This is a genomic window from Niallia alba (assembly GCF_012933555.1).
Classification (GTDB): domain Bacteria; phylum Bacillota; class Bacilli; order Bacillales; family Cytobacillaceae; genus Niallia; species Niallia alba.
This window is the reverse complement of the sequence record NZ_JABBPK010000001.1, coordinates 4,194,710-4,216,107: the sequence shown is the minus strand read 5'-3', so window position 1 is coordinate 4,216,107 and position 21,398 is coordinate 4,194,710. Positions and strand designations below refer to the sequence as shown.

At 31.9% G+C, this 21,398-nt stretch carries 15 protein-coding genes; 8 read left to right on the top strand and 7 right to left on the bottom strand.

Translation table 11 applies throughout. The annotated features are described in order from the left end of the window. Positions 1-61: 61 nt before the first annotated feature. On the top strand, positions 62-1,564 hold the full coding sequence (locus HHU08_RS20160) for a glycosyltransferase (protein WP_016202182.1): 1,503 nt from the start codon (positions 62-64) through the stop codon (positions 1,562-1,564). Positions 1,565-1,618: 54 nt separating this feature from the next. Here the strand turns inward: HHU08_RS20160 and HHU08_RS20155 are convergent, their stop codons facing one another. Together HHU08_RS20155 and HHU08_RS20150 are read right to left on the bottom strand one after the other, a co-directional pair. Next, positions 1,619-4,066 (bottom strand): glycosyltransferase, encoded by a 2,448-nt coding sequence (locus tag HHU08_RS20155; protein WP_016202183.1) that lies wholly within the window; start codon positions 4,064-4,066, stop codon positions 1,619-1,621. A gap of 215 nt (positions 4,067-4,281) precedes the next feature. Then, positions 4,282-5,421, bottom strand: a complete 1,140-nt coding sequence (locus HHU08_RS20150; protein ID WP_016204527.1) for an IS110 family RNA-guided transposase — start codon at positions 5,419-5,421, stop codon at positions 4,282-4,284. Between the two features lie 572 nt (positions 5,422-5,993). Between HHU08_RS20150 and HHU08_RS20145 the strand changes: the two genes are divergently transcribed. From HHU08_RS20145 to HHU08_RS20135, 3 genes are all read left to right on the top strand, one after another. After that, positions 5,994-6,812 carry an ABC transporter permease gene (locus tag HHU08_RS20145; protein ID WP_016205206.1) on the top strand — a complete coding sequence of 273 codons (819 nt, stop codon included), beginning with the start codon at positions 5,994-5,996 and terminating at the stop codon, positions 6,810-6,812. 14 nt (positions 6,813-6,826) lie between these two features. Further along, positions 6,827-7,606, top strand: coding sequence for a teichoic acids export ABC transporter ATP-binding subunit TagH (gene tagH, locus HHU08_RS20140; protein WP_016205205.1), 780 nt, complete (start codon positions 6,827-6,829; stop codon positions 7,604-7,606). 629 nt (positions 7,607-8,235) lie between these two features. Continuing rightward, complete coding sequence (locus HHU08_RS20135; RefSeq protein ID WP_016205204.1) at positions 8,236-9,747, top strand: glycosyltransferase; 1,512 nt, start codon at positions 8,236-8,238, stop codon at positions 9,745-9,747. 110 nt (positions 9,748-9,857) lie between these two features. On the opposite strand, the gene HHU08_RS20130 is transcribed toward HHU08_RS20135, so the two are convergent. Further along, complete coding sequence (locus tag HHU08_RS20130) at positions 9,858-9,995, bottom strand: hypothetical protein (protein WP_169189142.1); 138 nt, start codon at positions 9,993-9,995, stop codon at positions 9,858-9,860. Positions 9,996-10,231: 236 nt separating this feature from the next. After that, on the bottom strand, positions 10,232-11,587 hold the full coding sequence (locus HHU08_RS20125; protein ID WP_169187604.1) for a transposase: 1,356 nt from the start codon (positions 11,585-11,587) through the stop codon (positions 10,232-10,234). Between the two features lie 350 nt (positions 11,588-11,937). Here HHU08_RS20125 and HHU08_RS20120 point away from each other — a divergent pair, with 350 nt between their 5' ends. Beyond that, entirely contained in the window at positions 11,938-12,999 is a 1,062-nt protein-coding gene (locus HHU08_RS20120) for a glycosyltransferase family 4 protein (protein WP_169189141.1), read from the top strand. Positions 13,000-13,097: 98 nt separating this feature from the next. On the opposite strand, the gene HHU08_RS20115 is transcribed toward HHU08_RS20120, so the two are convergent. The 3 genes from HHU08_RS20115 to HHU08_RS20105 form a co-directional block, all read right to left on the bottom strand. Next, complete coding sequence (locus tag HHU08_RS20115) at positions 13,098-16,040, bottom strand: SpoIID/LytB domain-containing protein (protein ID WP_016205201.1); 2,943 nt, start codon at positions 16,038-16,040, stop codon at positions 13,098-13,100. Between the two features lie 484 nt (positions 16,041-16,524). Beyond that, positions 16,525-17,586, bottom strand: coding sequence for an LCP family protein (locus HHU08_RS20110; RefSeq protein ID WP_016205200.1), 1,062 nt, complete (start codon positions 17,584-17,586; stop codon positions 16,525-16,527). Between the two features lie 129 nt (positions 17,587-17,715). Beyond that, positions 17,716-18,348 (bottom strand): YigZ family protein, encoded by a 633-nt coding sequence (locus HHU08_RS20105; RefSeq protein ID WP_016205199.1) that lies wholly within the window; start codon positions 18,346-18,348, stop codon positions 17,716-17,718. A 571-nt stretch (positions 18,349-18,919) separates the two neighbouring features. Between HHU08_RS20105 and HHU08_RS20100 the strand changes: the two genes are divergently transcribed. The 3 genes from HHU08_RS20100 to sda all read left to right on the top strand — a co-directional run bounded on the left by HHU08_RS20100 (position 18,920) and on the right by sda (position 21,284). Further along, entirely contained in the window at positions 18,920-20,059 is a 1,140-nt protein-coding gene (locus HHU08_RS20100) for a sensor histidine kinase (protein ID WP_016205198.1), read from the top strand. Between the two features lie 226 nt (positions 20,060-20,285). Beyond that, positions 20,286-20,972, top strand: a complete 687-nt coding sequence (locus HHU08_RS20095; RefSeq protein WP_016205197.1) for a response regulator — start codon at positions 20,286-20,288, stop codon at positions 20,970-20,972. A 162-nt stretch (positions 20,973-21,134) separates the two neighbouring features. Continuing rightward, the gene (sda, locus tag HHU08_RS20090) at positions 21,135-21,284 is read left to right on the top strand and encodes a sporulation histidine kinase inhibitor Sda (protein WP_205835652.1); all 150 of its coding nucleotides are present in this window, start codon (positions 21,135-21,137) and stop codon (positions 21,282-21,284) included. Positions 21,285-21,398 lie beyond the last annotated feature (114 nt).

Sequence of the window (21,398 nt, the reverse complement as noted above, 5' to 3'; positions counted from 1 at the left end):
TGGTTAGTAAAAGTTATAAAGGGTTAAAAAGGTTAAAATAAGAATAAGGATGAGTTGTTTTATGAAAAATAGTAATCTAACTCCTATAATGGTAATGGGAAATATATTTAAAAAAAATGGAGGAGTAACTAAGGCAATATACCATCGTGTGAACGCGCTTATAAAAGAATATAATGAGGTAATAATTTGTACTTTTAATTATCATCCCAATTTTAACGAACTAGTAGAGTATCATAAGAGTAACGGAAATATAGATCAAAAAGTAAAAATTTTCAACTTGTTTGAATCAACGGATCAATTTATAAATAATCAAACTTATATTAATAACTCAAAAGAAGCAAGATTTTTGGATGAAAACATGAGATATCAGGATAAAAATAACCCTAATGTTTATAGATGTTTTAATAAGTCTGGTCATTATGTAATGTATGAGTTATACAGAGAGAATAACATTGAATTTGTTGATCATTTTGAGGTGCCGTGGACAAGGGTTAGAAAAGAAATTTTTGATTCTAATGGAAATACTAGAAAAGTAATACATATGGATAAATTAAAAAATAAACCAGCTTTTAATTGTTATTATTCACCTGATGGAACATCAGTGCTATCTACAAAAGTTGATATAAATACAGGAAAAGAAACTAATTTCTTTTATCATATTAATGGTCAAGAATACCAAAATGAATTAGAATTATTAGCAGGTTGGTTACAAGGAATAGTAAATATGTTTAGTAATCCTGTGCTTTTTATAGATAAAAGAGAATTTGTTCTTCCATTTATGAATATAAAGCATGAAAATTTAAAGAAAATTTTTATTTTGCATAACGTGCATCTTAAAACTCCATATGATGATATTACGAAATTGGAACCAACTTGTGAACCGCTATTTCAAAATATTAACAGTATAGATAAATTAGTAGTGCTTACTAATGAACAATATAAAGATATAAGTAAGGTGTTTGGTCATGAAAATAAAATGGTAGTTATACCACATTTTCAAAATAAAGTGGAGATATTTCACACAACGAGGGAAGAGAATTTAGTCATTTCTTTAGCAAGATATCATCGACAAAAAAATTTAAAAGATGCTATACAAGTTATAAAAAAGGTTGCAAAAAAAATTCCTAATGTAAAGTACCACATATACGGATATGGTGCGCTAGAAAAAGAGTTAGAAAATCAAATTAAAGAATTGAATCTAGAAAATAATATCCAGCTCAAGGGTTTTACCGATAATCCAATAGCAGAATTACAGAAAGCTTCTGTTATGTTAATGACCTCTTTATATGAGGGATCTCCACTAGTTATCAACGAAGCTTTAGCTTGTGGAACTCCAATTGTATCTTATAATACAAGGTATGGCCCAAACGAAGTAGTTAGAAATGGAGTAGATGGCATTATAACAGAAAAATATGACATAGATGCTACTGCAAAAGCTGTAATTGAATTATTAAAAAATAAAAAATTGTATCAAAGAATGTCTGAAAATGGTCCAGAAGTTGTCCAAAGATATAATGAAAAAGAAATATCACAAAAATGGATTGACATGTTAGCGAATTTATAATGATAGAAAAAAGAATCTCCTACTAGTGTAAAAGTTGGAGATTCTTTTTTCTGTTTAAAGAATTTCTTTATAAAATTTATCTAATGCTTCTTTATTATAAGACGTATAGTTAAACATATTAAATCTTGGTAGATTATTATTCAAATATTGTTCCATACCTTGAACTAATCCATTTACACTATTTTCAACAATTAATCCATAATCTTCTTGCAAAATACTTCTATTTCCAGGTATATCTGTAGCTATTATAGGCATGCCAATAATAAGATTTTCTAATAGCACCATAGGCTGTCCTTCATGATTAGACGAAAGAATAAAACAATCACATTGGCTAATTAGAGAATACGGATTTGTTAATTGGCCTGTAAAGATTACATTTTTTTGTAATCCTAAATTATAAGTCAATTCTTTTAATTGTGTCTCAAGAACTCCTTCGCCAATAATATATAACATACTATCTTTCTTTTTCGTATAAAATTCTTTAAATGCCCTTAATAATTTTTCATGATCTTTTTCAGGAGAAAGTCTTCCCATAGTAACAAAGTTAATTTTATTCTTAGTTGGTTTTTTTATACCTTTAATTTGCAAATTTCCATCAGAAATGTCCTTGCTAGAGAGTAAAAAGGTAGTCTCCTCCAAAACCATTTCTTCATTTACTTTGATCTGTTGCTTAATTTTTTCTGAATCTATACAGTTATGAACATAAACTGCTTTGGTCTCTTCCATATATTTAGAAAGATTTTTAATATTTTCATCTCTTGTATTTTTGGAAACAGCAATTATTTTGTCGAAATATTTATAGATAGGAAAAATTAGATTCATCTTTTGTTTATGTTTAAATTTATTGTTGATTTTCTTATAGTATTCAGCATGCATATCGTTATGTTGGTATATTGCTTTCTTTTTGAATCCCCCGAAAGCAAATATAAATGACCAAAATGGAACATATCCACTAAAATCTATGGCCACATCATAATCTATATTACCGAAAAGCCTTTGAGCCTCTCTTTTATATAAGTTAAAAGGAAGATATTTTTCTAATCGGTTATTAATTAATCCTTTTTTAGTGATGTAATGATGGATATACCATTCGCTTACAGAAATATTCATAGCGCCAACTCTAATTAACTTTGTTGCGTTATGATTAATTTTTTTGAAGTTCTCAATGGATGCTTTGTCTGTTCTTATATTGTCCACTACAATCACATTAAACCTATCGTAATCAATATTGTTTATAAGGTTAATGGCAGAAGTGGTAATACCGTTATTTAAAAAACCTCCACAATAGAAAATTAAATTGGTTTTTTCATTTGCTATACTATAGATTTTCCATGAAGAATTGTTGTTTAAAACGGAATCTATAATTTTTGGTGTTATCTTACTCGTTTCACTTCCATATTTTATGTCAGAAGTTAAGGTATTAGACATGTTTCTCATGGCTTTAGTAACAGCAGTTAAATCTGTACAAATTTTAACTGGAATTTCAAAAGAATCAACTTCTTCGTTAGTAAAAAATATTATTGGACGATTTGTAAAAGCAAAGTCATTTATAATATGCATATTATCTGAAATAAGAAAGTCTGTAATAGATAATATTTCATTTATGTCCATATAGGAAGGAATTATGAGATCCTTTAAATTTTCATTTATAGTAGCAGGAGGAAGTCCCTCAATATTTAGTAAAAGTTGAAATCCTGTAGGAATATTCAGCTTTAGTTGTGCAAGGAAATCTGTTAGTTTTATATCATCATTTTGTTTACTGAAGTACTCATTTTTCCATGTTGTAGAATAAATGATTAATTTCTGATTGCTCTTATAGGTGGTGCAATTTGATAACTGTTTCTTAACCAATTGACTATTTGAATTCAAAACCAAATCAATTCTCGGGTAGCCTTCTGCTAAAATTTTCCCTTTGAATATACCATCTAAATCATATGAACCCATCAAATTTTTTGCGTTTTGCAAACTATCTGTAAGTAGGTAGTCTACTTGTAAGAAATTTCTTTGAGTATTTGCATAAACTCTCCCATAGTTAGAGCTTTCATCATATAAGGAAGGTGTATTATGCCATGTATTCACATAAATTTGCTCTTCTCTTTTTTGAAAGTAGCTTGGAAATGAATGGTTATTAATTAAGTATTTTGCAGAAGCAAGATACATTAAATACTCATCACTATGAAGTTTAACAAATTTAACATTAGACATAGAACTATATTGATTAATCGTGGGATTATTTATATCATTTACGACCCATATATGTTTATAACCCTTGTAGCTTGGATGGGAAATAAGTTCCTTAAAAATAGCTAAAGGACTATCGGACATCCCCATTCCATTATGAGACTGGTATAATATAGTGTTATGTAGTATAGCTTTCTTTTTAAAATAGTCAGTATATGAATTAATCATTTTAAATTCTCTATCTGTTGCTCGTTTAATATAAGGTAATCTAATAAGCTCAATTAATGTAAATATTTTATTGAAAAAATTTTTTATGGCCATTTTTAATATACTCCTCTTTTAACATTGGTCTTTGTATAGTATAGCAATTTATCTTATAAGTATAAAAAGATTTTCTTTTTTCTGTGAAAATAAATAATGGTTTAAACTAGATCATTTTTGTTAAAGCTATAATTAATTGAAATTTGGCAATAGGAAAGCAGAGCTACCATATTTTACGGTTTCTCGTATAACTTTTCTATTTTTTGTCTATGATGCTAATTGGAAGTTAACTCGTGGTAGGGTTCTTTGTTTTGAAGCATGTGATAGACAATAGTAAGCATTCGATGTCCGATGGCAACGAGTGCTTTTTTCTTTCCTCTTCGTGCAGCTAACGACCAATATTTAATTCCTAATCTTTTATTTCGACTCCTAGAAACAGCCCATGCAGCCTCGCACAATGCAGATTTAATATGTGGATTTCCTCTTAATGTTCGTGTGCTTTTCCTTTTTCCTGCACTTTCATAATTTCCAGGTGACAGCCCTGCCCATGCAGCCAGATGTTTAGAAGTAGGAAATTGCTCCATGTCTACACCTATTTCTGCAATAATAATTGCGGCTGTATCTTTCTTAATACCCGGCATCGTGATTAGAAGCTGAACTTCTTCCTGATAATTTAGTAAGGTCTTATCGATTCTTTTCTCAATATCAGATATTAGTTCTTCAAGATAAATAATGTGCATCCAAGATTGTTTGATTAGAAAAAGTTGATGGTCATTTAATGTACCAAATAATGAATCTGCAATTAATTGCTTTTTATGAGCCATTCTTCCATGTATCTTTTTCTCCACCTCTTCTTGATCTATATAACCTTCAGTCATAAGTTGTTCTAATAATTTCCTTCCTGATACACCAAATACATCTGAAATAACGGTGCTTAGTTTGATATTGGAAGTCTCTAATACTTTCTGAATTCGGTTCTTCTCAGATGTCATATGGCCAATCCATTTCTTTCTGAGTCGAGTTAAATCTCGTAGGTTACGAAAGTCTTCTGGAGGGACAAAACTTTTCTCTATTAGCCCATGTCTTAATAGTTTGGCAATCCATTCTGCATCCGAAACATCTGTCTTCCTACCTGGAACGTTTTTAATCCTTTGGGCATTAGCCAATGTAATATCAAAAAAATCTTCTAAGATATTGTAAACTGGTTTCCAATACACTCCCGTACTTTCCATGGCAATGTGAGTAACCCCTTTTTCTTCTAGCCATTTAAGAAGACGAAATAAATCCTTCGTTAAAGTTGGAAAAGTCTCCGTCTCTTTTTCCATATCTGCTTCTGAATCGCCCAACAATACGCAAGCTACAATTGTTTCTGAATGAACATCCAAGCCAGCACAACGTTTGTATAATGTTTCCACTTCATCCACCTTCAATAAGATTATTCCACAAACAGTGGAATAAATTTGAAATTAGACATTTTTCTGTACGTAGTCATCTCTAAAAATAGAGAGCTAACAATGGGTTGTACACCAAATTTATTCCAACAGTTTTTATTACAGGGTAAAACCACCATTAAAAGACACGTTATATGCTCACTGTTTGTGGTATCTACATTATGGGGAAGGAAAACTATTTTCATTCCTGGGTTGAGAGCGAAAGTTCATGGTTGTTTTTATTATAAAAGAATAATCTACTAAAAAAAATTATACTTTATTCTTTTATAATTTCCTGTATAAAGAATTTAATGTTTCGAATTAGCGTAAAAAGTGAATTAAATTTGGGAAGAATATTAGAAGAAAATGAAGATATATGATAAAATATGTAGGCTATTACTTTAAAAGCTAAGGGAGGGAATATACATAAACTGAATCATAAAGAGATGAGATAAAAAGGAAGAATCACTTACTTATAGGATAATAATAACTTTAAATAAAAATAATGATAAAAAAATAAATACAATTAGGTTTGTTTTAGGAAGGGCATAATAAAAATGAGTTCTATTATCAATGTTATAAAAGAGCAAATAGATAATTTTCATTTAATAAGAAGATTGTCTATGTATGAACTTAAGAGTTCAAATAGGAATAATTATTTGGGGATATTATGGGAGTTTATCAATCCTGGTATTCAAATTGCAATCTATTGGTTTGTTTTTGGATATGTTCAAAAAAGACCAACTGTTGATGGTGCAAATGGACAAGAGATACCTTTTTTTATATGGATGCTAGCTGGGATTGTGCTGTGGTTTTTCATTTATCCAGCTATAACGCAAGGATCTAAATCTATATACACTAGGTTACGAATGGTCTCAAGAATGAATTTTCCGTTAAGTGCCATTCCGTCTTATGTCATGCTGTCCTTATTATATCCGCAGCTCTTATTAATGGTTGCTGTTATTATAATTTTTCAATTTATTGGTTATCCAATATCTATATATTATATTCAGTTACCGTACTTCTTATTTGCAGCCATTATCTTTTTATTTTCATTATCACTTATTACATCGACTATAGCTACTATAGTTCGTGACTTTCAAATGCTGTTACAATCCCTAATGAGAGTTCTGTTGTATGTAACTCCTATATTGTGGCCAGTGCATAATTTAGGTGATACATTTAAATTTATCATGAAATTAAATCCAGTCTATTATTTAATAGAAGGATATCGATATGCCCTATTAGGACAAGGTTGGTTTATTATAGAACATCCAGCTATAACGATATACTTTTGGGCTGTAGTTTTCCTATTATTGACTATAGGATCTTATATGCATGTGCGTTTCAGAAGACACTTTATTGACTTTTTATAATTGGAAGTGGTTAGATGGAAAAATCTGTTGTAGTGAAAAATTTAACAAAAAGATATAAGTTATATAATAATAAATCGGAAAAACTAAAGGATGTATTTTTTCCTAAAGATTATGGAGAACCATTTTATGCTTTAAGAAACGTTAGTTTTGAAGCAGACCATGGCGATGTTATAGGATTTGTTGGAGTAAATGGATCCGGTAAATCTACTTTATCTAATATTATTGCAGGAATTGTTCCGCCTACATCTGGTGAGGTTTTAATTGACGGACAAGCATCTCTTATAGCTGTAGCAGCGGGTGTCAATAATGAATTAACGGGTCGTGAAAATATTGAGCTAAAGTGTTTGATGCTTGGCTTTACTAAAGACCAGATAAAAGTGCTTGAACCAAAGATTATTGAGTTCTCCGAATTAGGAAAATTTATTGATCAGCCAGTAAAATCATATTCAAGTGGAATGAAATCAAGACTTGGGTTTGGTATTTCTGTTCATACAGATCCTGATGTTCTTATTATAGATGAGGCATTGTCAGTAGGAGACAAGGCGTTTGCAGATAAATGTTTAGCGAAAATGGAAGAGTTTAAAGAGCGTGGTAAGACGATGTTCTTTGTAAGTCATTCTATTGGACAGATGAAGCAATTTTGTCAAAAAGGAATCTGGATTGAGCATGGACAAGTTAAGATGATTGGAAGTATAAATGAGGTTTTATCCTCTTATGAGGAGTTTTTAAAGACATATAATAAAATGTCCCCTGAGGAAAAGCAAGCTTTTAGAGAAAAAGGGTTTGAAAGTTAAATAATATATTAGCTAGATGTGTATAGGAAACCTTAACGATTTTTTGGAGACCTCAATCACATCTAGCTTTTTTTGTTATTTTAAATTATATCTACAACTAACTCTAAATTACATAAGTAGTATTGATGATAAAATTTTTAAACATTGTTGTACCCCTTTTTATGGAAAACTAAATTAGGTTTGTACGTTTAACTGGTATCTTTGGATATTATAGATAACCACTATATAAATTCTATAAGGAAGATCATGCTTTTGTTTCTTCTAAATGAGTTTTATCAGCTTAATTTAAATTCTTCTATTCCTATGGAAATTAACTGTCCCTTTTGACTATTGTTACGATATTCAAGCAGATAGTGTTTCTGAGTAATACCTACATTTTTCTCGTTAGTGAGATAGAATATTATGAAAATTACAAAAATATTGAAGGGGCTACTTGTTACACACCTTTGATTAAAAAAATTTATATCTAGTTGCATACTAAGTCTAAATATCACTGACCAAGTTATTTAATCCATTCTATCTAGAAGACTTGACTAACTTATTAGAACAATAGATTTTCTGTATGTTTATCTACGTATGTTTCAGTCAACAATGAAATAGTAAATATAGCGAAAGAAAGGGAGAAAGTAATGGAAGTAAATTATACTCCAGTATTTATATTTAAATCACTAAATATAGTAAGAGGTGGACTCACTAAAGCGATTCTTACAAGAGCGAATACATTAATAAAATACTATAATCAAGTTTATATTCTTACTTTAAGCTTCCAACCAGATTTTGAAGATATTCTACAGGAATTATATAGTACAGGTCGATTAGATAAGCGTGTACAGGTGTTTAATTGTTTCCATGATTTATCAAAAAAGGTAGGCGATAATAAAGTAGATATAAAAGAACCTAAAAACAATATAATCAAAGAAGAGGGCTTATATGAGTTTATTGATAAGGGAAATGAATTGCCTTCTTATCGTTACTATAAAAATGGTGTTTATATAAAATATAAAAGATTCGATAAAGAGGGAAGGTTAGTATTTGTTGATTATATGAGTGAAAGTCGGAATCGAACTCGCAGAGATGAGTATGATAAAAATGGCTATTTGGTGTGCTCACAATTCATGGACCCAATAAATAATAGTCCAAGACTAAAAAGTTATTATGCTAAAAATGGGAAGTGCTATATGACTGTTTGGATAGATGACTATACTAAAAAAGAAGGACGTTCTCTCTTGTATGAACCAACTTGCCACGAATTTAAATCACTATATAAATTATTTACTTTTTGGGTGCAGGAAAAGTTAGAAGATATTGAGAATCCGGTTGCTTTCTCTGATTCACGTTTTTCTGATGGTCTCGTTCTTGATTTAAAGGTAGAGAATATAAAAAGAGTTGCTGTTCTACATAACAATCATTATTCCTGGCCATACAATACTAGAGCGGATACTAAGCAAACATGGAAATCCTTTCTCAATAGAATTCATGAATATGATAAGGTCATTTTTTTAACGAATGATCAAAAGAAAGACATTGGAACATTAGTGGGGAATCTCCCTACATTTGATGTGATTCCCCATGCTGTGCCTGAAATGAAGGTTGCTACAGTGGAGAAATATAATCCAAAATTAGTAGTCTATTTAGCAAGATTTGAATCTCAGAAGAGAATTGATGAAGCAATTAAAGCATTCAAATATGTTGTAAAAAAGATACCAGATGCTCAATTGCATATTTATGGATTTGGTCCCCAAAAAGTAAAGTTAGAAGCGTTAATAGAAGAATTGAATTTAAAGAAAAATATAATGTTACAAGAGTTTACGAATGCAGCATCTGCAGTTTATCAGTCCGCATCCTGTTCTATTTTGACATCTGATTATGAAGGTTTTGGAATGGTTATTACAGAAAGCATGGCGGTAGGAACTCCGGTTGTTTCGTATAATTGTAAATATGGACCAAGTGATATTATTCGAGATGGAATAGATGGGTTTTTAGTACCATGTAGAAATAAAAAGAAGTTAGCTGAAAAAGTAGTAAAGATTTTGTCTGATGACGATACTAGAAATCAATTGTCCAAGAACGCACTAGAAGTAAATGAACGTTTTAATTATCAAAAGTATGAAGAGAGATGGATAAGAGCAATTAATTCATAATAATTAGGATAATATCTGTCTATCTCCTAATCAAAAAAAGATCTATACGAGGTGAATTTACCACTTTATATAGATCTTTTTGTTAGGAAGTATTTGCTAAATGAGTATGTTTAATCTTGCTCATTTATTGCTATTTTTGAGGGTATATCTAATAATTCTTCGCCTTCTTCATCATCGCTGTAGAATAGTTTGCTATTATAGTGCTGTAAATTTTCAAGGTTTGTTCTGTTGAACGTCCAGATTTTCATTTCTATCCCTCATTTTATATTGTTTTTTATTTTTAATAGTATGAACTAACTTAGAACGTTTTAAAGCAATAGTTGAAAAAAATATTAAACATTTCAAAACAATAATCTAAAAACTCTTCATTATAAAAAATTTAGAATTGAGTTTAATTTTAGGTAATTGAGTCAATTTCATAAGTCCAACTTTTAAAAAATCAAAAACTTGCAGAATTTAATTCCTTTTAATTTTTTTACTTTGATTAAGCAACTTGTTGTTGATTTAACATTTGATTAAGACGGTCTGCAGCTAATTTTGAAGCATTATAAACTAACGTAACGAGGTCAAAATGGACTTTAGCCTTTTTTCCTGTACGATAACGAACATTGTTTAATTGGAAATATCCCTTAAGATAAGCATTCACACGTTCTACCGCCGTGCGTCTTTTGAAGATTTTTTTCCATGTTTGAGATCCACGTGCTGGCGCTGTAAATTTTCTTAAATCTGTAGTGATTTTTACTTTATACACCTTTTGACATAGAGCATCATTGGCTAGTGGACAGTCTTTACATTCGTTTGGACGTGTGTATTTTAGTGTTTCATATTTTACTTCAAAGCTATCATAGCGATAGGAATGTTCACGGACACAAGTAGGAGCGAAATGCTTATCAAAACCAATTGGTTCTGGTTCATTGCGTTTATTATAAGCAATCACAGCTCGATGACCCATTCGATGTATTTGCGTATAAACGGCTTCAAAATCGTAACCAGCGTCCATTGTTTCATAGAGTAAAGAAGAAAGCGATATTCGTTCATGAATTCCTTTTAATAAAGGAATCGCAGCCTTTCCGTCATTCAAGTTGGCCGAAGAAAGAAGGGATTGAAGAATATATTGACTGGATGTTCCAACAGCCAAATGAGCTTTAAATCCATACCAAAAAACGTTTTTTCCTTCACTGTTTTTTTTCACACCCCACTGTGGATCTTGAGGAATTTCAGCTCGAAGGTCGGCTAAAGGAATGTCTAACTGATCTTCGATTTTTTTATCAAAAAGAGGCAGATTGGCTTCCAGTTCCGCCTTTTCAATGAGCCATTTTTCATATTCTTCTTTTGATTTACGCCCACGCTTTTTCGGTTCACTTTTCGGTTGTTCTTCCTTTGGTGGTGCTCCATCTTTTGCGAGAAAGTGTGTAGCGTCAATGGCTACTGTGTCATCGGAAATAAAACCTTCTGAAATCGCTTGATGAAGCAAGGTTCCTTGGACTTTTTCAAGTACATTCGATTCACTGAGGATTGTGACCATTCTGGAATAAGCTGCTTCTGACGGAATAGTATCTGACACTAAAAAGCCACAATCAAGGCGAAAAATCATGTCATTCTGTAATCTTTTCACTAAATCTTTAATAAATGAAATACGCTCTGTGATTCTAGCAACGAGTGAATAAATCATCGCTGCATAGTTCAACTTAACGGGTCTTCCAAAACGTGATTTCTTCGTTACCACAGCGAAGATTGGGTCTATATCAATAGAAGAAAAAATAGCTTCAAAACGTTGGGTAGGTTCTAAATTATATAATTCTTGTAGGTCAAATAGGCTTCCTTGTCGTATAATAGTCATAGGGAGTCTTCCTCCAGTCTTATAAGTTTGTGTGGTGCTTACTTATTTCGACATTTTGGGGAGGTACTCCTTTTTTCGTACATTTGATAGCTTGTGGCTCTAAGGATTTAATTTATGAAATTGATTCAATTAATAAAAAAATTTAAGATGAAACTTTCTAAAATGAAATACGTCATATATAATAATAAGCAGTTATTTAAATTTAGTTTATAAAAAATGTAATATAAATGTAAAATAATGATGAAATTAATATAAACATGCCAGTGGGTATTGTGTTATAATAAACTTCGATTATATGCAAGAATAGATGCCTATGAAGTACGTTAATTAAGGCATTAGGGAGGATTTGCATGATTTATATAATGCTTGTGGTATGTTTCATTGCTTCTATCTTACTTACTCCATTAGTAAAAAAGCTTGCATTTAAAGTTGGAGCAATGGATAAACCAGAACAAAGAAAAGTACATCAAAAAATTATGCCTCGTATGGGCGGTTTAGCTATATACATTAGTTTTGTGATCGGTGCATTAGTAGTTAATCCGGATAAAGCTTACCATTATCCAATATTGATTGGTAGTGTCATTATAGTGTTAACGGGAGTATTGGATGATATTTATAATCTTTCTGCAAAGATTAAGTTTCTTGCTCAAACAATCGCGGCTATAATTGTTGTTGTTTGGGGTGGCGTACAAGTTGAATTTATTAACTTGCCATTCGGAGGACAATTGGAATTTGGATTCTTGGATATACCGATAACCGTTCTTTGGATTGTCGGCATAACGAATGCAATTAATTTAATTGATGGATTAGATGGGCTTGCCTCAGGTGTTTCCTGTATTGCTTTATTTACGATCACTGGTATGGCAATGATTATGGGGAATGGATATGTAATTGCTATATCTTCCATTGTTTTAGCAAGTACACTTGGGTTTTTATTTTTCAATTTTTATCCTGCAAAGATTTTTCTTGGAGATACGGGAGCATTATTTCTTGGCTATATTATTGCGGTAATGTCTCTATTAGGATTTAAAAATGTTACGTTAATCTCTTTTATTATTCCAGTAATTATTCTAGGAGTTCCTATTTCAGATACATTTTTTGCTATTATTCGTCGATTAGTTAATAAGCAGCCATTGATGGCTCCAGATAAGTCGCATTTACATCACTGCTTGTTAAATGTTGGTTTTACACATCGTCAAACGGTTATTATAATTTATGCAATGGCATCTTTTTTTGGACTAGTTGCGGTGATTTTTTCAATGGCAAAAGTATGGGGAGCAATACTCCTAATAGTTACTGTATTATTAGTAATTGAATTAATTGTTGAAAAGATAGGTTTAGTTGGAAAGAACTATAAACCTATTTTAAAATTTATTAATGATATAAGATATTCTACTGATAAAAATCGATAGTAAAAGACCCCCTTCAAGAATGAAGGAGGGTCTTTTGTTTTTTATGTAGTAAATAGAAAGGAAAGAAGTAAGGCTAGATTTGCCTTACTTCTTATTTATTATTTCACATTCTTTACGTATTGTACTGAAACATAGCCAGTAACTTTACCATATTTAATTTTATACCAAGCTCCGCTTTTTTCAAAAATTGTTATTTTCTTGTTATTAGGTATTGAACCGACTTTTTTGGATGACGCATTCGGCTTTTGTCTAATATTTAGATTTGTTGCCTTAACAGTCCCTGTCTTTACTTTATATAACGTAAACTTTTTAGTAGCTGTTTTTTTTAGCTTACTGCCATTTACAGATTCAATAGATACCGTATAGCTTCCATCACTTGCATTGCCAACATTCCATGTATAAGAATGAATTCCTGCTTTTATGGACTTATTAGAAGCAAGGGTTTTGACGACTTTGTTTTTACCATTTACGATTTTTACAGTTGTTGTCGAAGCTTGGTTAACATGGAAGCTAACTTTGATTTTATTGCCAGATGTATCATAGCTCGTTTTCATCTCTTTAATGGTGGGAGCAATTGCTTTTTTTAAAGTGAATTTTTGATTAGCCGTTTTTTTCTGCCCACTAGTATTAGTAGAAGTGACTGAAACAGTATAGGTTCCATTATTAACTTTACTAACATCCCAGTTATAAGTTCTCGTACCAGTGGCAATTGATTGATTGTTTGCTAATGTTTTGATGACTTTATTTTTGTTGTCTTTAATTTGCACAGTAGTTTTGGTCGTTTGATTAACATTGAAACTAATTTTCATCTGGTTGTTACTTGCTGTATAGTTTGTCTTTATGTCTTTTATAGTAGGAGCAGTTGGCTTTTGTAAAGTGAATTTTTGAGTAGCTGTCTTTTTCTGTCCACTATTATTAGTTGAAGTTATTGCAACAGTATAGGTTCCATTATTAACTTTGCTAACATCCCAGTTATACGTTCTCGTACCAGCAGCCTTTGATTCATCACTAGCTAGCGTTTTAATTACTTTATTGTTGCTATCTTTCAATTCGACAGTTGTTTTTGCTGTTTGATCAACATGGAAACTAACTTTTACCTGGTTGTTACTTGCGGTATAGCTTGTTTTTATATCTTTAATAGAAGGAGCTACTATTTCTGCTTTTTTTAAAGTGAAATTTTGTTTAGCAGAACTTGATTTGCCAACACTATTAACAGATGTAATTTCTAGAGTATAGTTTCCGTTGTTGACATTTGATACATCCCAATTATACGAAGTTGTTCCAACAGCGATTGATTGATTGCTTGCTAATGTTTTGATAACTTTATTGTTGTTATCTTTTATTATTACAGTTGTTTTTGTTGGTTGGTTTCCTTTAAAGGAAACAACTATTCTGTTTGGATCTGAATCATATTTAGTGCTGATTGAACTAATAGTTGGTGCTTCTACTTTTGATACTTGAACAATGGCACTACTTGAAGTTGTTTGATTATTACTGTTTGTTGCTATAACTTCTGTTGTATAGCTTCCGTTGCTCCAACTTGAAGCATCAGCAGTGTAGGAGTAGCTACCTGCGTTTAAAGATTTGTTATTCAAAAGTGTTGATACGATTTTACCAGTGCTGTCTTTAATTCTTACTATGACAGTTGCTGCTTTATTGATATTGAATGATATTCTCACATTATCATTCGAGTTAACGAACGAAGCTTTTATATCTTTTATAACGGGAGCAGAAATATCAGTCTGTGTATATTCAGTAACTAGTTTAGCTCCAGGATAATAGAATGCTAGAATTTCATTGTATTTTTGTCCTGCCTTAGCACGATTATTTGCACCATATTGGCTCAAGCCAACTCCGTGACCGTACCCTTTTCCAGCAATGCTATGAGCAGTTGAATTAGAGGAGCTTTTTGTAATAAGATAACTTTTTACATTGTCTATTCCTATCATTGCTCTAACTCTTGATGCTGCAACATTCGTTTGTTTTACTTCTTGTAAAATTAGTTTTCCGTCTTTGTCTTTTATATCCTTCACGTAAAACTGAACCGTTATGGAACCTGTAGTTACACGTTTTGTGGAAGAAGGGTTATTAAAAGAAAGAGTTGGAATTGAGACAATCTTGATATCTTTATCTTTATACCCATTATTATTTAACCAAGTTTTAATAAGGGAGATAATTTTACTATCTTTTTCAGACGCATTTTTCCACCATGTATCTGGTTTAACTAAATCTTTGTCTTTCATGTCGATTTGCGTTTTTTGCAAGCTAAAATCCCAATTAAAGCTTGTATCATAAGGATCGAGTTCATTTTTTAGATATCCATATTCGTATCCCCAAACATTCTTAGCAGCCTCCATTACGCCACCATTACTTGCTGAGAATACGGCACTGATTAGTTTTCCATTATATTTTAAGACTTGTCCAGTAGTAGAATCTACAGCTTTATTGGAGTTAGGATGGGAATCAGTTAGTCCGCCATAAACTTGATGGTTTATAGTATCTGTGATTGTCTGACCACCATAATTCCAAGAATAAGTACGTGCTGCAACGGCTTGAGCTTTTAACGCTTCAAGATCCCATAAAGCTGGCATTTCTCGCGGAACAACCCCTTTAAGGTAATCTTCCATACCAACCGTATTAATTGGTCTAATATAGTTTTTGCCACTTATTGTTTCCATAATAAATTCAAAAGATCCTTTATATGAACGATTATTAATCGATAAGGAGCTGTCTGAGTCGGAAGAAGCTAGAGTAAAGGAAGTGGATTGATAAATAGATTTGCTTCCTTGATACAATTTTAGTTGAGATTGCTCTAATTTAAGGATATATTCTGTGTTGCTGTTTAAAGAAACTTTGCCATCAATGGTTTTATAGGTTCCGGATGGTTTAAGAGTAACTTGTGTTTTATTTCCGAGGTAATTCTTAAGTTTTACATGTACTTGTGGTTCGTTAACACTAGCATAGGCATTATGTTCGAAAATTGGCAGTATAGAAATCAGTAAAACAAATGAAAGCAACATGGATAGTAATTTTTTTAACATCTTTTTCTCCTTCATACATTAGTAATAAACTATGAATCTAGTAAAAAAATCTAATACTTTAGACCCCGTTACAATTAATTAGAATTATACCAAATTTTAATGTAGGTGAAAGAAATACTTAAAAATTATGTCTTTTTACCTAAAATAAGGGACTAATATGATTCTATCATAATAGCATGTTGTGTTAGTATGGATAATTATGGTGAATATCTAATAGAGAATATAATAAGTAGAATTAATGGTTAGATAAATAAGTAGGGGGAATTTTAGATAGGAAAAATATAGAACAAAATATAGAATTATTATCTTCTATTAGTTTAGTGACAAATTTCTTAATTTGAAAAGTAGATATTCATTCGGTTAACAATCTTTCTAAATAATATATTGGGAAAGATGAGGGAAGTACATTAGGCTTATCTTCTATTGAATCGAATAAACCAAAAAACATACACCAATGAAAATTGGTGTATGTCAGATATAGTGATTAGTTTAAAGTGGAGGAATCCGTTGTTGAATCTGTTTCTGTTTCAGTAGAGTTGTTAGAGTCTGATAAGAAACTGCTATTTAGACCTAAATGCTGCTGAAGGACAGATTTTGTCTCCGCTAATGCTGTTTCATCTAATTGATAAATATATTTACCATCTACACGGCCATCCGTACCCGCGAGTGTAAGTGTTTCTACTTGTAAACCGTTATCGGCAGTTGCATAAGCAATTAAGGACTGCATATCGCTGAATGATAGGTCTGTTGTCATATTGCTTCCGACAGCTTCCATTACTTTTGAATATTTTGTTATCCCTTCAACAGAGATCGCTTTTTTCATGATGGCTTGCATAATTAATTGTTGTCTTTTTCCACGCTCAATGTCGTTATCAATTTTTCTTGTTCTTGCAAGGGCAAGTGCTTGTTCTCCGTCCAATTCCTGATATCCTTGTTCAAGATGGATAGCGCCTGCTTTATCCTTCGAGTTTTGTTCTGTAAATGTCACTGGGACATCGACATCAATACCACCTAAAGCATCAACTACATCCATAAAGGCGTCGAAATTCATTTTTACATAATAATCAATCGGAATCTCTAGTAATTCTTCTACTGTATCTAAAGTAGACGTAACTCCACCGAAATAGTGTGCATGAGTAATTTTATCGGAATAGCCGCGTTCCGGAATATATACATAGGAATCACGTGGGATGCTGAGTAATTTAACCGATTTTTCTTTCTCATTTAAAGTCGCTACCATTAAGGCATCGGAACGAGAACGGGTAGTACCAGATTGACTAGATCGTTTCTCGCTGTCATCTACTCCAATAAATAGGATGGAGACGTCATCGATATTAGGATCTACTTTTGCGTCTCTTTTCGAATCACGATCAATTGGCTCATACGAATCATCTGCAACTGATTTTGCTTTTGAGTATAAGGTTGCTCCATAACCGATGCCTGCTATAAGGATCACAAGTAATGGTACAAAAATAAACAATTTTACTTTTTTTCGTTTCTTTTTCTTTGTATCCTTTATATAAGTTTCTCTTGTATTATTTGCCATAAGTTTCTCCTTTGTGAATTAAGAAATACGTAATGAAATCATAGTTACTATATTACCTCTATCTCTATTCTGCGTAAATTAGCAGTTTATTTCTATTCAAGGTATATTTTTGTAATAATAGTAAATAATTCAAATATGGGTTTCTGCATACAAGGTTTCTTTTTCTTTAATAATACCTTGTCCATTCGTTAAGTCTGTTATCCAATCTTTATATGTCTCCACCTGTTCAGAATCAACAAAGACATCGATCTCGACATTTTCTAAATAATGAATTTCTTTAATTTGATAATTCGAAGATCGTAATTCATTTTCCGTTTTTCCAAGTAATGGATACTCGATGGATACACTAACGATTTGTTTTAATTTTCTTTCAATGATACCCACATTTGCTAATCCTTCGGAGGTAGTTTTTCCATATGCGCGAATAAGACCTCCAGCGCCAAGCTTAATCCCACCATAATATCTTGTAACAACAACTGTCGTATCTTTTAGTCCTTTTTTCTTTAGTACCTCAAGAATTGGCACTCCTGCCGTTCCACTTGGTTCCCCGTCATCATTCGCTTTTTGAATTTGGTCATGTTCTCCAATTAAGTATGCAGAACAATTATGTGTGGCATCTTTATGTTTTTTCTTTATTTCTCCTATGAAAGCCTGTGCTGCTTCTTCTGTTTCTGTTCGAGCGATATGAGCAATAAAACGTGATTTTTGAATAATTAGTTCATATTCCCCGTAGCTAGGCACAGTTAGATAGGAAGGAAGCATAATGGAAAGCTCCTTTCTGTGTCTTTATCCTATACTTGTTATCCACCAAATATCGTAATGAGATTCTTCTGTTCGTTATATAAGTCAGTATTTGTAACTTTTTCTATTTGAAAAAAAATAGAAAATCGATAATTAGTCTTATTTCATTATAATTCGACATTCTTTTTTCTTCAATTATTGTTCTCTTTGTAATCAAATCTTAATATAGCGATTTAGCAAGCGTGATATAATAAGTAAAACTCAATGCTCGAAAAGACCCGCTACATATGTTATGGGCTATATTTCATGGATAGGCTTAAGATTCTTTAATTTCCAGCTTATCTCATCTATTTATTTTCTTTTTCTTTGTTTTTGGTTTAGAATAGGATAAAATTATATTATTGCATTTTTACATACTTTTTCACAGTAATTCTTGTTGGTAATAGGTCTTGAGGCATGGTTTTTGGTGGAGGAAGATGTGTCTAAATAACGATTTTAATTTATTTTACAATGAATTATACATATTATTAACTTTCAAGCTAAAATAAGAATGGATGTTGGAAGGGTTTTAGCCTTTTTGGAGGAATTATATATGTTAATAAGGAAATTTGACACAAAAACGTTAGATTATATTGTGGAACAAATGATTAAGACCGTTGGTTCCAGCAAAGACGAGATTTTTCGTATTGGAGAACAATGTCGACAAGATTATGAAACCCTTACCGAAGAATTAAAAGAAATGAAAGTACTCGTGTTAGATACGATAGAAAAAGGAGACAAGCTAGAGATCCAGTCTCGATTTGCTCGTAAACGCTTATCAGAAGTGAGTAAGCATTTTAATGAATACTCGGAAGCGGAAGTTCGGGAAGCTTATGAAAGAGCACATACGCTGCAAATGGATTTAAGCATGAATCGTCACCTAGAAAAGCAATATCGAGAAAGACGAGATGATTTAGAACGTCGATTGTTAGGACTAGATGAAACAATTGAGCGTGCAGAACATCTGGTAACGCAAATTTCTGTCGTGATGAATTACTTAGTTAGTGATTTAAAACAGGTTGGCGAAGTAATCGAAGACGCCAAGCAAAAGCAGGATTTTGGATTGAAAATTATTGGTGCTCAGGAAGAAGAGAAAAAGAGACTTTCTCGGGAAATACATGATGGGCCAGCACAGATGATGGCTAATGTAATGATGCGCTCTGATTTAGTAGAAAGAATATATAAAGAGCGTGGCGCTAAAGAGGCATTTGAAGAGATTAGAAATTTAAAGGTAATGGTACGAAGTGCATTATATGAAGTTAGACGAATCATTTATGATCTTCGTCCAATGGCTTTAGATGATCTTGGCCTTATTCCAACACTAAAAAAATATTTACAAACAATAGAAGAGTATCATGAATCAACGAAAATTGAGTTTGCCATAATTGGAAAAGAAACAAGACTTCCAAGTAAGTACGAAGTGGCAATTTTTCGCTTAGTTCAAGAATCTGTCCAAAATGCTTTAAAGCATGCAGAAGCATCTAATATTTCTGTTAAAGTGGAACTACGAAGAGACCAAATTATTGTCTTGGTTAAGGACAATGGCAAGGGATTCGATAAAGATCAAAAAAAGGACGAATCTTTTGGTTTAATTGGGATGAGAGAACGAGTACATCTTCTTGATGGGGAATTAACCATCGATTCAAAAATCGGAGTTGGAACCATTATTATGATCAACGTTCCTATTAGATGATATAAGGAACTGTTTTTCATAGGAGAATCCAATCTTTGTAAGATAGTTAATTGAGTAGTATTGACTAAAGCAGATAATCTTGACTTCTGAGGGAAAGGAGGTCCCTAAACTGAAAGGGGCTATTCTTTCTGGATTAACTGTTTGTGTCTGTAATCAAGGACTTCATACATAGCAAAACGTATTATTATTCGAAAAGAGCCTAAAGAAAATAAGGGAGGCGGAGCATTTGACTACTAAGATAGTTATTATTGATGATCACCAATTGTTTAGAGAAGGGGTAAAACGAATTCTCGACTTCGAATCGAGTTTCGAAGTCGTAGCTGAAGGGGATGATGGCACACAAGCCATTCAGCTAATTGAAGAATACCAACCAGACGTAACAATTATGGATATAAATATGCCTACAATTAATGGAGTAGAGGCAACAAGACAATTGTTAGAGAAATTTCCTGATACAAAGGTTATCATTCTATCCATTCATGATGATGAAAACTACGTAACCCATGCATTAAAAACAGGTGCTAGCGGTTATCTACTAAAAGAAATGGATGCAGATGCACTTATTGAAGCGGTTAAAGTAGTAGCTGACGGAGGTTCCTATTTACATCCGAAAGTAACCCATAACCTAGTAAATGAATATCGTCGTCTAGCATTAGAAAATGCAAACTCTGATGAACACCATGTACAAGTTGTAGAAATTAGAAGACCATTACATTTATTAACTAGACGTGAATGTGAAGTCTTACAGCTTCTTGCAGATGGTAAAAGTAATAGAGGAATCGGCGAGGCATTATTTATTAGTGAAAAAACGGTTAAAAACCATGTAAGTAATATTTTACAAAAAATGAATGTAAACGACCGTACGCAAGCAGTTGTTGTTGCTATTAAAAACGGTTGGGTAGAAGTTCGTTAATAGGAAAGGTGCTACCTGAATCACTAGTTGGTTTAAGGAGCTCCTTTTTTATTTGTCCTTACAGTAGTTTGTGGAATTGTCATAATATTGTAAGTGAATTAGGTGTTTTTACCTAGGATTATTGATAAGATATTGGTAAAGAAGATGATAGGAGGAATTCCAATGAATGGAATCAAGAGACTTCCTGATCACACCCTAATAGAAGCATATTTAGAAGCGATAAAATTAGAACTCGCCGAAGAATTCATCCTGCTCCTCTTTGTAGAATTAAAGAGAAGAGAAATTCCCATTCCGAATCAACCTCAAAAGTAAAAAATCTGTTATAATATTTTCTTGCCTATTAAAATTCCATATAAATTCCTCTTTTTGTGCATTATAATAGAGTTAATATATAATGCAAATAAACTCTTTTTTAGTTAAAATGGA